Annotated in this window: 16 protein-coding genes and 2 pseudogenes; 8 read left to right on the plus strand and 10 right to left on the minus strand. The window is 50.1% G+C overall.

Annotated elements, in window-relative coordinates; all coding sequences use genetic code 11:
* The 9 genes and pseudogenes from AB5026_RS07915 to AB5026_RS07955 form a co-directional block, all read right to left on the minus strand.
* A pseudogene (locus AB5026_RS07915) lies at positions 1-433 on the minus strand (site-specific DNA-methyltransferase); the annotation flags it as partial.
* Complete coding sequence (locus tag AB5026_RS07920; protein WP_055246253.1) at positions 423-971, minus strand: septation protein SpoVG family protein; 549 nt, start codon at positions 969-971, stop codon at positions 423-425. The pseudogene AB5026_RS07915 and the gene AB5026_RS07920, both read right to left, overlap by 11 nt.
* Positions 972-1,024: 53 nt before the next feature.
* A complete protein-coding gene (locus AB5026_RS07925) occupies positions 1,025-1,891 on the minus strand; it encodes a VirB6/TrbL-like conjugal transfer protein, CD1112 family (RefSeq protein WP_368213087.1) in 867 nt (288 codons plus the stop codon).
* A gap of 9 nt (positions 1,892-1,900) precedes the next feature.
* A complete protein-coding gene (locus AB5026_RS07930; RefSeq protein WP_014080814.1) occupies positions 1,901-2,113 on the minus strand; it encodes a Maff2 family protein in 213 nt (70 codons plus the stop codon).
* 98 nt (positions 2,114-2,211) lie between these two features.
* Entirely contained in the window at positions 2,212-4,065 is a 1,854-nt protein-coding gene (locus AB5026_RS07935; protein ID WP_368213088.1) for a VirD4-like conjugal transfer protein, CD1115 family, read from the minus strand.
* Positions 4,052-4,447, minus strand: a complete 396-nt coding sequence (locus AB5026_RS07940) for a PcfB family protein (protein ID WP_158365361.1) — start codon at positions 4,445-4,447, stop codon at positions 4,052-4,054. The genes AB5026_RS07935 and AB5026_RS07940 overlap by 14 nt, the downstream gene beginning before the upstream one ends.
* Positions 4,448-4,574: 127 nt before the next feature.
* On the minus strand, positions 4,575-5,288 hold the full coding sequence (locus AB5026_RS07945; RefSeq protein WP_057572973.1) for an antirestriction protein ArdA: 714 nt from the start codon (positions 5,286-5,288) through the stop codon (positions 4,575-4,577).
* Positions 5,288-5,629, minus strand: a complete 342-nt coding sequence (locus tag AB5026_RS07950; RefSeq protein ID WP_014080816.1) for a hypothetical protein — start codon at positions 5,627-5,629, stop codon at positions 5,288-5,290. Before AB5026_RS07950 ends, AB5026_RS07945 begins: the two co-directional genes overlap by 1 nt.
* A 285-nt stretch (positions 5,630-5,914) precedes the next feature.
* Positions 5,915-7,366, minus strand: coding sequence for a ParB/RepB/Spo0J family partition protein (locus AB5026_RS07955; RefSeq protein ID WP_368213089.1), 1,452 nt, complete (start codon positions 7,364-7,366; stop codon positions 5,915-5,917).
* Between the two features lie 228 nt (positions 7,367-7,594).
* Between AB5026_RS07955 and AB5026_RS07960 the strand changes: the two genes are divergently transcribed.
* The 8 genes and pseudogenes from AB5026_RS07960 to AB5026_RS07995 all read left to right on the plus strand — a co-directional run bounded on the left by AB5026_RS07960 (position 7,595) and on the right by AB5026_RS07995 (position 13,333).
* Positions 7,595-7,789, plus strand: coding sequence for a hypothetical protein (locus AB5026_RS07960; protein ID WP_347046700.1), 195 nt, complete (start codon positions 7,595-7,597; stop codon positions 7,787-7,789).
* Positions 7,776-8,072: a helix-turn-helix transcriptional regulator gene (locus tag AB5026_RS07965; protein ID WP_347046699.1), complete on the plus strand. Its 297-nt coding sequence runs from the start codon at positions 7,776-7,778 to the stop codon at positions 8,070-8,072. Before AB5026_RS07960 ends, AB5026_RS07965 begins: the two co-directional genes overlap by 14 nt.
* Positions 8,069-8,875 (plus strand): hypothetical protein, encoded by an 807-nt coding sequence (locus tag AB5026_RS07970; RefSeq protein ID WP_368213090.1) that lies wholly within the window; start codon positions 8,069-8,071, stop codon positions 8,873-8,875. Before AB5026_RS07965 ends, AB5026_RS07970 begins: the two co-directional genes overlap by 4 nt.
* 124 nt (positions 8,876-8,999) lie before the next feature.
* Positions 9,000-9,482 carry a PcfB family protein gene (locus AB5026_RS07975; RefSeq protein WP_044925928.1) on the plus strand — a complete coding sequence of 161 codons (483 nt, stop codon included), beginning with the start codon at positions 9,000-9,002 and terminating at the stop codon, positions 9,480-9,482.
* 119 nt (positions 9,483-9,601) lie between these two features.
* Positions 9,602-10,666 (plus strand): annotated as a pseudogene (locus tag AB5026_RS07980) (type IV secretory system conjugative DNA transfer family protein); the annotation flags it as partial.
* A 90-nt stretch (positions 10,667-10,756) separates the two neighbouring features.
* Positions 10,757-12,637, plus strand: coding sequence for a recombinase family protein (locus AB5026_RS07985; protein WP_148462893.1), 1,881 nt, complete (start codon positions 10,757-10,759; stop codon positions 12,635-12,637).
* Between the two features lie 26 nt (positions 12,638-12,663).
* On the plus strand, positions 12,664-13,017 hold the full coding sequence (locus tag AB5026_RS07990; protein ID WP_112091024.1) for a TnpV protein: 354 nt from the start codon (positions 12,664-12,666) through the stop codon (positions 13,015-13,017).
* Positions 13,018-13,033: 16 nt separating this feature from the next.
* Positions 13,034-13,333 (plus strand): hypothetical protein, encoded by a 300-nt coding sequence (locus tag AB5026_RS07995; RefSeq protein WP_021650276.1) that lies wholly within the window; start codon positions 13,034-13,036, stop codon positions 13,331-13,333.
* Positions 13,334-13,360: 27 nt separating this feature from the next.
* Here the strand turns inward: AB5026_RS07995 and AB5026_RS08000 are convergent, their stop codons facing one another.
* Positions 13,361-13,729 carry a helix-turn-helix transcriptional regulator gene (locus tag AB5026_RS08000; protein ID WP_021650277.1) on the minus strand — a complete coding sequence of 123 codons (369 nt, stop codon included), beginning with the start codon at positions 13,727-13,729 and terminating at the stop codon, positions 13,361-13,363.
* Between the last annotated feature and the right edge of the window lie 79 nt (positions 13,730-13,808).

A 13,808-nucleotide genomic window follows, 5' to 3' on the forward strand; every position in this document is an offset into this window, starting at 1 on the left:
AGGGCTTGCCCTGTTCAAACTGCGGATCGTAATAGGGCAATTTTTGATAAAACACCAGAATGTTTTCCGTCCGCTTTAGGGGAGCCCGCCTTGCGTTGAGAAAGCCAGTACACCTGCTTTTGTACCACACCCATTCATAGCGGAGCATAGCGAGGTTGGATGCCCCCAGCACCTTATCATAGGGGCATTGTGCGAAAAACAGCACTGCGCCATCCGGCTTGACAGCCCACTTGACCGCCTCCCACAGCTCCGGGAGCGGGAGCGGCACATCCCAAAAGTTCCGGGTAGTGCCATAGGGCGGATCGGTAAGGAGCATATCAACCGAGTGCTTCGGCAAAGAGCGCAGCCCTTCAATCCCGTCCATCAAAAACAGCCCCTCCGGGCAGGCTGGAGACTTCGGGACAATTTGTCTCGAGGTCACATCACCTGTCATCCCGGACCTCCTTTTTCTTTGCCGGGGCGGTTCGGGCGGCATTTTCCTTCCCGGCCTCCCTTGCGGCCTGTGCCATCTGCTCCTTGATCGAGGTGGGGCGGACTGCCTCGGCCCGGGCGATGAGCTTTTCCACCGCTGAATGGTACGCCTGGGCTCCCGCCGCATTGAGCCGCTCCTGGGTGGCCCGGTCATTGATCCGCACTGTGGAGCGGTAGCCCGTCCTGCTGGTGGGATCGGGTTTGCTGGGAGCCCCGAGGAAAATCCCGTTCTTACCATCCACCACCTTGAAATCGTCAATCACTACACCGCCATAGTTGACGCTGGCAAAGCCGATGAGCTTGCCCTGGGGCTCAATCGGGCGAACCGTGACTTCGATGGGAACAGCGGCCTCCTGCAAAATTGCGTCCGTCCGCAGCTTAACAGCCTCGTCCACCGTCACGCCTTTTACCTCGGCCAGTTCCGCAATCGGCGCATCGAACAGCCAGCGCCGCTCCTCGGCGGCGATCTGTTCCGGGGTTAATATGACATCCTTATCCAAAATCATTTCCTCCTTTCCCGGCCTCGGGACAAATTGTCCCGAAGTCCGTCCGTTTAATGCGCCCCGAAGATGCGCTGGGCGATGCCGCCTGTCTTAAACAGCATGAAGCACAAAAGAACCGTATAGCCTACGGTTCCCCATATCGCTCCAATCGGATCGCCGCCTGTGGCGATGCCCTGGACGAGCACCGCATAGATCGCAACACAGACCAGTATGAGCATCCCTTGAAAGCCCACGGCGAACAGGGATTTTAGGTAGTTCTGCCCTGTGCCGCCCAGCTCCCGGTTGGAAAGCGTGGCAACGGGGAGAGGGGCCAGACTGGTCATTAAATATATTTCAATCATTCTTCCGTACACCAGAACGAAAATGATGATCCCCATGATCTGCATGGTCAGCCCGATCACAGAGGACTGGAGCCACAGGCCAAGGAGCGGCCCCAAGTCCATGCCCTCCAGCGTGGTTTCCAGCTCCGTCAGCATATCCGGCGTAATGTCGGTGGAGCCTTGGATGAGCCCCGCCGCATCCGCAATCACGCTCTGCGACACATCGAACACCGCCATGACAATATTAAAGGTGTTGGAAAGAATGAGGATGGCACAAGCGGTTTTGAATACCCATTTGTAGATATTCGCCACATCAAACTCGTGCATATTGTTCTTTTCCAAAAGCATCTGTATCAGCTCGTAGGTGGCAACAAAGGTCAGCACCAATCCGGCAATCGGCAGGATCACCGTTTCGGAAAGCTGGCGGATGAGGGAGAAAACCCCGGCGTTCCATGCCGCCGGGGTAGTCCCTACCTGTACCGCAATCTCTCCGACTTTGGCATTGACGGTATCAAAAAGCCCTTCGAGGTTCCCCATGATACCGCTGATCAACAGCTCTTTCAGCCAGTTCGTGAGCCAGTCGGTGAGAAAATCCATAAGCCCTCCTTAGAACAAGCCAGACAGCAGGGGGATCAGCGTGGTTCCCAAAAGGATGATGCCGCCGCCAGCCATGAGCTGCTTCATGCCCTGGCTCTTGGAACCTGGGTTGTCCGATCCATAGCCCTCCAGCAGATTGACAACGCCCCACACGCCAAGTCCAGCGCCGAGGGCTACAACAAGAGTCTGCAAAGTATCAATAGCGGAAGTGAAAAACTGCATAGAGCCTCCTTTTCTCCGGGGTATTCCCGGCCATGAAAAAAGCCGCCATTTCTGGCAGCAGGTTACATACTTCGGGACACTTTGTCCCAAAGCCCTATTTATGCAAAGGCGTCCGGATCGTCGATGTCATCATAATTGAGGATGTCCTCGTCCTCGCTTGTGAGCCCATCGTCCGGCACAGCCACGGCATACACCTCACACAGCTCGTCCGGCCCGGGCCGCCTTTTGCGGTTAATGAGCCTGTCGAGATCAAAGGCGTTTTTCTTTTTGTCGGCTTCAGCCGTATATCGGTAGTTCGGGTGCTTTTTCAAATCGTATTTCGGGGAATAGAACGGGGGCAGGCCCCGAAGCTGTAAAATGCACTTATCCCCGGGCATGGTCGCCAGTTCGCTGGGTGTCATCAGCTCCCGGCCCAGCCGCTGGTTATTTTGACTGTAGCTTTCCGACTGGCCACGGGAGCGGCTGTCCGTCTGCATGGAGATTGTAGCCTTACCCAGCCAGTTCTCGGATATTTCCTTGATGGTGCTGGCCTCCCGGCCTCCGAGAAATATCACGCTGTCCATATTTCCCAAAATGGTTTCGGCGTGTTTATCGTAAATCGCCTTACACTGAGCCAACTGCTGATAGAACAGCGTCAAGCTGATTTCACGGGAACGGATGACAGCCACGATCTTTTCAAGCTGGGGAACCTGCCCTGTGTTGGCGGCCTCGTCCCACAGCACCCGTACATGGCGGGGCAGGCGGCCTCCGTGAACATTGTCGGCCCTCTCGCACAGCAGATTGAACATCTGCGAAAAGGCCAGAGCCACAAGGAAATTATAGGTTTGCGTAGTGTCCGAGATGATAAAGAACACCGCCGTTTTCCGATCCCCGATGCGGTCAAGCTCCAGCTCGTCATAGGCCATGACCTCCCGAAGCTGGGGGATGTCAAAGGGAGCCAGCCTTGCGCCACAGGAAATAAGGATCGACTTCGCTGTTTTGCCGCTGGCTAATTTGTACTTTTTATACTGCTTGACCGCAAAGCAATCCGGCTTTCGTTTTTCCAGGCCCGCAAACATATAGTCCACGGCGTTCATAAAATCCTCGTCATCCTCCTTGACCTCCATCCCGGAAATCATGTCAACCAATGTGTTCATGTTCCGATCCTCGGCGGGGCCCTCAAAAATGATATAGGCGATGAGGGCGCAGTAAAGCAGGGTTTCCGATTTTGTCCAGAACGGATCGCCTTCCTTGCCCTCGCCTTTAGTGTTGGAAATGAGAGCGTCCACAAATTTAAGGATGTCGGCTTCGTTGCGGATGTACGCCAGCGGGTTATAGTGCATGGATTTTGTGAAATCAATGGAATTGAACACCTTGATCCGATACCCACGCTTTTGCAGGAAGTGGCCCACCTGCCCGAGAACGCCTCCTTTGGGATCGACACACACATAGCTGCATCCGCCGTTTTTGTCTGCGCTGGCCTGCAAAATCTGCGGGGTAAGCCAGAACCGGGTTTTGCCGGAGCCGGACGAACCGATCACACAGGCATTGAGGTTGCGGGCGTTGGCGGGATTTTTCGGACGGGTATTCATGGTAAGGAACTCCGTCCCGGTCAGAATGATGTTGTTTTCAAACTTTGGATCTACGAAAGGGGCTATATCTTTCGGACAACCCCAACGGGCTGATCCGTACTCCTCATCCCGCCGGAATTTCTTTGCGTTTTTGCTTTTCACATAGACCATCACCCGGAACGCCACAGCCCCTACAATGCCAACGAGCCAGTCAAAGGGAGCAAGCCCCGGGGCAAAGTCGGCAAAGGCCGGGCCAATGGTCTGGCCCAGCCCCATGAGTTTATGAGCAAAATCCGCACCCGCCGCCAGACGGTAGGCCGTCCCCAGCTTGAGAAAGGCCCACAGGACAAACAGATACGGGATGTTGGGAATAAGGTATTTTTTGATGCTATCGTTCTTCACGAACCACCTCCTTTGTCCGTTCCTGTGTTTTAGGCGGTTCCTTTACAAGCTGTTCCGCCGCTTTTTTGAGTTGTTCCCGGATGGGGATGCGGCTGGATTTTGACTGTTCCAGAAGCCTGCGGGAGTACCGCTCAAAACAGGCGGTAATTGCATCCGCCTGTCCCGCCTTGAAAAACAGCAGGTATTTGTCCGGCCCGGTTTTGTAAAAGGCATAGTCCACATGAAAACGGCGGGCCATACGGTCAAAGAGCTTCGGGGCCTCCACCTCGATGCTGTTCACATTTTCGCCGTGAGCCATGAGCTTTTTCACGCTCTGCCTGCCGTGGGGCCTTTGGGCTTTCTTATGCCGTTTGGCGATCTGGCGGCCCGCCGCCCGGAGCACATAGGCCAGCCCCCGGGCTGTCAGTTTGCTGGCCCGGACAGAAATCGCTATGGAGCTCCGGGAAATTTCTTCATCAATCAGTTACACCGCCTCCTTTCGCCTTGGGACAAATTGTCTCGAAGTCCCGTTACCGTTCCTCATGGTGTTTTTCAGCCAGCCGCCGGAACCCCTCCTTTGAGGAACCGTCAATAATTTCTTGATAAGCGGCCATCTGCTCCCGGATCGAAAGCTGGGGGTAAGCAAAAACCCTGTGTCCAGCGGGGATGTCCTGGGGGCCGTGGTAGACCTCCCGGAAATCGTCACTCACCTTCGTCACATAGCCGCCCGGTGCAAAGTGTCCGTTTTCGTTGATGGAAATGTCCCGCCCGTATGCTTCAAAGTCAAAGTAGGGTTTTATATTGTCCGGCACTTCGAGACTTTCCATATCCTCCACATAAAGGCGGCCCAGCATTTCCTCATTGTCCACGCCGGGATGAAAGTCGTAGCAGTCCAGGTTTTGCGTAAGGTTGATCAAGTCCTGCACAGAGCCACAATGCTGGCCGCTGTCCATAACCGCCTCCAGCGTTTCCCGTTCTGATGGGGAGAGCTCCTTCAGCAGATGGGCCAGATGGTTGAGCTCGTCAATGTTTTCATACTCGCCCAGATAGTCATAAAGGCCGAGAATGTCGCTGTCAAAGGAGATAATAAAGTATTCCTGGCAGCGCACCCCGTCCACGCCGATCCGCTTTAAGAGGGACTGCACCTCCTCCGTGTTGGTGGGGAAATGCAGCGTTTCCCCCACCAGATGCCCCGCACTGTAAAGGGCAGGATTTGAAATGAAAGCCTCAAAAACAGACTCCATCAGCGTTTTCCCTGTCCCTTGACGGTCAGGATGCCCTCAAGGGTGGTGGCGGTAATTCCCAGCCGCTGGGCCACGGCAATATCATTTTTCATGGCCTCGGTCATGGTGTGGCCGCAGACCACCAGCACATGGGAGCGGCGGAGCAGGTCACGGCCCATGTCGATGCCGCTTTTATGCTCCTCGGGTACTGCGTCATTGAGAAACAGGGGCAGATACAGGGGCGGGCAGATCGGGGAAAAGCCTGCCTCATAAACCGCCCGGCAGTAGCGGGCGGCCTGTTCTGCGTTTTCACTGTCGCCGCTCAACCATGCGGCGGTAATGTATGCAAGGGGACGCTTCATAGTCAATACCTCCGATATTTTAATAAGTAAGTTCAGCCCAATCCCCCCGCCCTTTCCCAATCATGGGAAAGGGGGCGGCTCTGGAGGATATACCCCCGCCGCTTGCCGGGAAAATAGCACAGCCGGGGCAGACCGTCAAGGGCAGGCCGCCGTAAAACGGCGGTGCGATGCACCCTTGACAGCCCGCTCCCGGCTGTACGAAAAAACAGGCGGCGACGGGGGATATATACCACCAGAGCCATGATACGGAGGGCAGGGCCCTCGGGACAAAATGTCTCGAAGTGGTTACTTGTCCTGCTCCATCTTTTTCGGAGCCTTCGCCAGTTCGGGCGGCTGTTTCTCTTTCCACTCGTCCAGCAAAGTCATGATCTGCTCCTTCATTTTGGCGGGAGTAGCCTCCTTGCCAAAATACTTTTCCAGTTCAGCGGTAGAAATAATCACGCCTCGATCCTCCTTTTTCTTTTCTGATAAGATGCCGTCAATGACATCACCATTGAGTTTCCCGTCCTTGTCCAGCTCCCGGAGCTTTTTCGCCTGGGCCAGAGAGGGGGATGCCTGTTCTCCGTCAATGGAAACAGCGATCAGCCGCTGGTTTTTGGGGCGGATATAGGAAATCTCCACAGCGGGCATAAAGCCCATTTTTTTATCGTCCACCTTGTCCAGCAGTTCCGGCACAAGAGAGTTCAGCCGCAGATAACGCATGACCTTTTTATAGTTCATGTCGTGCGCCTCGCCCACAATCTCAACGGAGCGTTTGCCAATATCGCCCTCGGCCACATTTTTCAGCCGCCCGCCCTGGTGCTTGATGTCCTCCACTTCCAGCTCCAACAGGGCGGCCAGTTCGCTGGGGAGCGTCTGATCCCTCTGCTTGTTGCTGTCCTTCATAGCCTGTACCGCCTCGTGGTCAGTCATTTCCCGGACGATAAAGGGCATTTCCTCCAGCCCAGCCAGCTCACAACCATGATGGCGGCGATGGCCAGCCACGATCTCATAACCGTTTCCGTCTTTTTCCGGGCGGGCAAGGCCGGGAACCATTACGCCGTTTGCCTTGATGGACGCTACCGTTTCCTGCATTTTGGCATCGTCCCGCACCTTAAACGGGTGGGGGCGGAATGTGTGGAACGGATGCATTTCGGAAAGCTTCAGATAGACCAGCTTTCCTTCCTCCACAGGACGGGGCGGAGCGGCTGGCTCAGGCGGAGCCTGTTCCGGGGCCGGAGCCGCATTTTCGGGTGGGGCCTTTTCGGGTTCCGGGGCAGCTTTAACCTCCGCAGCCTTTTTCCCACTTCGGGACAATTTGTCTCGCTTAGTCGGCGTGGCCTCGCCGGGGGCCGCCTTATCCGCCTTGGGTGGGCGGCCCTTGCGGGGCTTCGCCGCCTCCTTGCCAGCAGGCTCCGCTTTTTCCTCTTTTGGGGGACGGCCCCGACGGGCCTTTTTAGGTTCATCATCCCCAGCGGTGGGAGGTTCCTCCTGCGTTTTCTCCTTCGGCTCTTTTGCCGCCTCCTCTTTTTCTACCTCGGCCCGGGCTGTCTGCCGCTTTTCATTCATCAGCTCATTGATTTTGTCAAAGGACACCACCACATCACCGGGCTCGGGCTGGGCAGGCCCCTCCTGCTGGGGTGTGGGAGCGGCAGTTTGTTCGGGAGCCGGAGCCTGGGGCTCGTCAACCGTAACAGGAGCGGGAGCCTCCGGGAGCTTCTCCTCACCGGGGCCTGTGTTCAATTTTTCATCTGCCATTCACTATCCTCCTTTTCGTGAAAGTTGCACAATTTTGCGGGTTAAATTTCTGTAATTATTTTTCCGCCTCCTTCCGGTCTATCCACGCAAAAAAGCCGCCCGATTTGAACGCCGGACGGCTTTTTGTGTAATGTGATAGATCAAATATTATTTTTTGTGGTTCGTAGGCTCCGAAAAGCCTTGTATTTACAGCGTTCCTAATAGGAAACAATCATAGGAGAATGAGATGTGATTGATTTGATAATTATTATTCTGGCAGGAATAGTGCTTTTGTTTTTGCTGTCTTGTTGCTTTATGGTTGCAAGGCTATTGGATGAGGAAATATCTATGTATGGATATGAAGCAAAAGAAAACTGGGAAAGGGAACAGCTTCCCGACAAATTGTCGAGAAGTTCAACAGGCGAAAGATATGGAGATAAATGAAAAGATTCGTTATTTTCGGAAACAGAGAGGGCTATCGCAGGAACTGCTTGCAGAACGAACAGGAATTAATGTGAATACAATTCGGAAGTATGAAATAGGCATACGAAAGCCGAAAGTAGAACAATTAAAGAAAATTGCGGATGGACTTGAAATTAGTGTAATAGAATTTTTGGAGATTGAAATAGAAAATGAAGCGGACTTGATTGCTATGCTGAAAAAAATCAGTCCGTTTTTTAAGTGGGACGGATTGTTTCATGTATTGGAGGGGGAAAAGTTTTTATGATTGGTGTAGGAAGTGCATTGATATCACTGTTTCTGGTTTTGATTTGTTATTCATTAACACTGACAGCGAAAAGAGCAGATGAAAACTTATTGATGATCTGTGAACAGAATCAGAAAATTGAAGAAGAGAAAGGAAAGCAAGAAATGGAATCAAAGAGAGACATTTTGAGAGTGATTGAAAAAGAAATCAAAAAAGGAAGTGCGCCAGTTGCATTTGCGGGTTTGGGGTTTTCTGAGGAATGTTATCATTTGGTAGATAGTCAGGCTAAGATGAACCAACTTTTAGATTATTTTTTTCGCAATGAAGAATACGCAGCTTTGGCAGATCGGCAGGTGAAAAGTAATATCTATGCAGAAATGGGCAAAAGGCTGAATTTCCGTAGTGCCAGATCTGATCGAGACAGAAAGAATATGGAGGTAGCGGCGAAACGATGGATTAAGAAAAAGCATCCAACATTTGATGGTGATGTATATGTCGAAAATATCCGGTGTTTTCTGGACATTTCCCAAGAAGAGTTAGAAAAACGTAAATGTACAGTCAATGAACAGGATACGACAGCACTTATTTTCAGCCAGAAACATCTTGAAGCATTATACTTGCAATGTCTTATGCACAGACGAAATGCGATGCAAGAGATTCCGGAATTAAAAGGTTTGTCAGAAACGTGCAACAGGATTTATAAATTGCAGGATGTAGATGTATTATTTCAATGCCTGCTGATGGATCAGATGGATTGGGAAGAAGAAAAGTTATATGTGCAGTTCAGCACAATTTATTTATTGAAGCAGACAGTGAAAAATTAAAACCCATGACTTCTCGACAATTTGTCGGGAAGTGGAAAGGAGTCAAATTCCAATGAAAATATATCTCCCCCATCTGTTAGTGCCACCGTAATTTGCTGATCAGAATCGAAAGGAGGCGTGCAAATTGCAGGAAGAAGTTACTCAGAAAACAATCGCATTGTCGGTTAAAACTGCAAGAGTGACTGCCGACGTGTTAAAAAATATGCTGCGGAAGTATCTGTCAGGACAGAAGCAAAAGGGAAAGAATCCTTATAAGGTTGGAAAACAGTCATACAAAGAATTGAAAAGCCAGGGTTCTGGTTTATCCAATATTGAAATCACAGATGGAAATATCAAGTCCTTTGAGCGTGTGGCGAAAAAATACCGTTTAGATTTTGCCTTGAAAAAAGACAGTTCGACCAAGCCACCGACCTACTATGTGTTCTTTAAAGGGCAGGATACAGAAATGATGAATCTGGCATTTAAGAAATATTTGGGTGTCCAGATGAACAAAAAGGATAAGCCATCTATTATGGAAAAACTTATGCACTTTAAGGATGCTGTGTCTAAAGGAAAGAACAGAGAACGAGCAAGAGAACAGCAGAAAGACAGAGGGCAGAGTTTATGACGGAGAAAAAACAGCAGCATAAGAAGAAAAGAGGAAAAGTTCAGCATATCAGAGGCTCTCCGAAAAAGAGAAAAATATCTGGAAAAGCTGTTTTTTCCTCAGAGAGTATCCTAGGAAAAATGCTTGCGGATGTGAAAAATCTGATTACGGACAAGGCAAGTGAATTGAAGAGGGCAGATCAGAAAAAGCTGTTTTTAGCTAATTTCCCCTATCTGATGTTTGCCTATTTTTTCAATAAGATTGCCTGGTTGTATCGGGTAAACACCGGAGCAACTTCCTGGGATAAATTTATGAATACCATTACTTATTTTGAACTGGCGTTTCAGAATCTCTGGCCAAGTTTGAATCATATAGATTTGTTGTGTGGAATCGCAGGCGGCGTGGCTGTAAAGCTTATTATTATTTACCGCACGAAAAATGCCAGGAAATATCGACTGGGTGTGGAGTATGGTTCTGCCAGATGGGGAACAGAAAAAGATATACGACCATATGCGGATCCTGAATTTGAAAATAATATTATTCTCACAGAAACAGAGAGTCTTACTATGTCAAGCAGACCAAAGAATCCGAAATACGCCAGGAATAAAAACATTCTGGTAATTGGTGGTTCTGGTTCTGGAAAAACCAGATTTTTTGTAAAGCCTAACATTATGCAGATGCACAGCTCTTATGTGATTACTGATCCGAAGGGAACTGTGCTTCTGGAGGTTGGTAGTATGCTGGCAAAAGGCAGTCCGATGACGGATGAAAATGGAAAAATCGTGCGGGACAAAGAGGGAAAAGTTATATACGAACCGTATAAAATTAAAGTTTTGAATACAATTAACTTCAAAAAATCCATGCACTATAATCCATTTGTATATATACGCAGTGAAAAAGATATTCTAAAACTGGTAACAACTATTATTGCTAATACCAAAGGTGAAGGGCAGCAATCGGGTGAGGATTTTTGGGTAAAGGCGGAAAAACTCTATTATTGTGCCCTGATTGGTTATATCTGGTATGAAGGCAGAGAAGAAGAAAAGAATTTCAATACTCTGTTGGAAATGATCAATGTGTCAGAAGCCAGGGAAGATGATGAGAATTTCAAGAATCCAGTAGATCTGATGTTTGATGAACTGGAGCAGAAAGACCCGAACCATTTTGCAGTAAGGCAGTACAAAAAATACAAGCTGGCTGCAGGTGATATATGCTCTAAGTGACTTCTTAATCATGATTGTGTCATGGTTAGTGAAGCAATCACTTAGAGCATTTTTGTTTCAGGAGGTACAGCCATGAGAAATGAAAAAATTACCCCACTGTACGAGCGCCTGAGCCGGGACGATGAGTTACAGGGCGAGAGCAATTCCATATCCAACCAAAAACAGATGTTAGAGGATTTTGCCCGCCGGAATGGGCTGCCCAACCCTACGCACTTTACCGATGATGGTATCTCAGGCACCCGTTTTGACCGCCCCGGATTTTTGGCGATGATGGAGGAAGTGGAGGCAGGGCGTGTAGAGGCAATCGTCATCAAGGACATGAGCCGGTTAGGACGCGACTATCTGAAGGTCGGTCAAGTTATGGAGGTTTTGCGGCAGCGAGGCGTTCGTCTGATTGCCATCAACGACGGTGTGGACAGTCTGAAAGGCGATGACGATTTTACCCCGTTCCGCAACATCATGAATGAATTTTACGCCCGTGATACCAGCCGGAAAATCCGATCTGTGTTTAAGTCAAAAGGCATGAGTGGCAAGCACCTGACCGGCACTGTGATTTACGGCTACTTATGGGACGAAAAACGGGAGCATTGGCTGGTAGATGAGGAAGCTGCCGAAGTGGTACGCCGTATATTCTCCCTCACGCTGGAGGGATATGGGCCTTACCGGATCGCCTGCAAATTATCCGCAGACCGGATTGAAATTCCTGTCGTACACCTTGCCCGCTTCAACGAGGGTGTGAACCGCTCAAAGCCGGTCAAAGACCCCTATGGATGGGGATCATCTACCATCGTGAACATTTTGAAAAAACGAGAGTATTTAGGGCATACCATCAATTTCAAGACCCGCAAGCACTTTAAGGACAAGAAAAGCCACTATGTTTCTGAGGACGAATGGACGATCTTTGAGAATACCCATGAAGCCATTATCGACCAGCAGACCTTTGATTTGGCGCAGAAAATCCGCAGCAATGTACGGCGTTATCCAAACGGCTGGGGCGAAGCGGCTCCCCTCACAGGCTTACTCTATTGTGCCGATTGCGGCGGCAAGATGTATGTCCACCGCACCAACAATGGCAAGCGGATTTCTCAATATACCTGTTCCAATTATACCAAAGTTCCGTGTGGGACACTATGCCCTACACAACACCGTATCAATGAGAGTGCTGTCCTGACATTGGTTTCCGACACGCTCCGGGCTATCGCTGAATATTCGAGAAATGACCGGACGGAATTTATTCACACTGTTCAGGAGACGCAGGTTGCTCAACAGAGTGCCGATATATCGAAAAAGCGCAGGCGTCTGGCTGCTGCCCAAAAGAGAGCCGGAGAACTGGAAAAACTGATTTGCAAAATCTATGAGGACAATGCCCTCGGCAAGCTGCCGGATGCACGATATAGGGCGCTTGATGCACAGTATGCCAAAGAGCAGGACGCACTTGAGATTGAAATTGCGGAGCTGGAAAAGGCTGTTACCGGCTACGAGCAAAGCCAGAAATCAGCGGAGAAATTTATAGCCCTGATTGATAAGTACGAGAATTTTGACACGCTGACAAACACCATGCTCAATGAGTTTGTAGAGAAAATCCTTGTCCACGAACGCGCCAGAAAAGGTAGTCAGGACACCACGCAGGAAATTGAAATCTACTTCAATTTTTTAGGACGCTATATCCCACCATCCTTACAGCCGGTTCCTTTAACCCCGGAGGAACAGGAAGAACTGCGGAAAAAAGAAGAACGCAAGGACAGGCTTCATCAGAATTATTTGAAGCGGAAAGCCAGCGGCGCACAGAAACAGTATGAGGACAAAATCAAGGCGAAGAAAAAAGCGGAAATGGACGCTAAGAAAGCCCTGATCCGGGCTGAGGATATGAAAAAAGGTGTTTTTTCTACTATCGGTCAGCTACCAAAAGAAGAACCGCGCAAAGGCAGCATAGCAGCCAGCGCAGCAGTCTAATCATCACGAAGCAAAGGAGAATGAATATGAGTAAGTTGACTTACATTCGTTGTGGAGATTATGATATACCAAACCTAAAACTTTCTGAACAGCCGGAAACTTCTATCGGCAAGTACGGCAGAATGCGAAAATCCTACCTAAAGGAACATCGCCCCATTCTCTACAACCATCTGCTGATGAGCGAGAAGCTGTATCCACACCTGTTAGAGATTGAGCGGACAGCACAGGGGCGTGTGGAAACTATGTTGCCTCACATGATGGAGACTGCGGGTGTCACGGAAGAACTGAAAGCCTGTGACCCCATGCGTTGGGTGGGGCTGATGAACACATTAACGGCACAGATTGAGGAAATTTTAATCAGGGAACTGATTTGCAGCTGAATGGGAGGTGCGGGAAATGCTGACCTTTGAAAAGATTTTGAAAGTGTTTCAGGCATATCTGGATGATGATCCTCTGTATGAGGTGGTTCAGACCAGCCACGGTTATACATTGATGGCATGGGAACCCCACCGGAATGACTGGTACAGCGCTGAAATACAGAAAACCCCGGAGGATTTACGGAACGCTTTGTTGGGTACATACGCCAACTTTCTGGAAGATAAGATTACCGGAAATGACCGTGACCTGACTGTGACAGAAACCGGAGAAATCCAGCAGAGGTGCCGGGAACTTTTGGAAAAGTGCCGGGAAACATGATACAGAAACGCCAGAAGGAGGCCGCGATTATGCGTCCTCCTTCTGCTTCGCAGTCTGTTCCATTTTGAGCGCCCCGTCTATGGCACCTTCGATAATCGGCAGGTATTCTTCAGGGCAAAGCTTCAGCTTGTGGCTGACCCGTTGCCGCTGTTCGCTTTCTTCTCGTATAATCTCCGGGTTAAAATACCGTTCCACGGGAAGTCCGCAGACCTTAATCAACTGGATCATCACAGGCAGGCTCGGAATCGCACCTTGATTCTCAATGTTGGCAAGATACCGCCATTCAATCCCAACCATTTCTGCCAATGTTTTTCGTGCCAGACGCTTTGCCTCTCGTGCAGCTTTGACATCTGCACCGAAGGTTTCAAAACCGGGACAATCTTCAACTTTCGCCATATAACATCACCCAGTTACATTGTATAATTCATACTTCGCCCGTGGAATGTTGCTATATGCAGATTGGTTGAAGTTTATA

Origin of the sequence: Blautia sp. RTP21359st1_E11_RTP21359_211015 (assembly GCF_040910705.1) — a bacterium.
GTDB classification, from domain to species: domain Bacteria; phylum Bacillota; class Clostridia; order Lachnospirales; family Lachnospiraceae; genus Blautia_A; species Blautia_A fusiformis.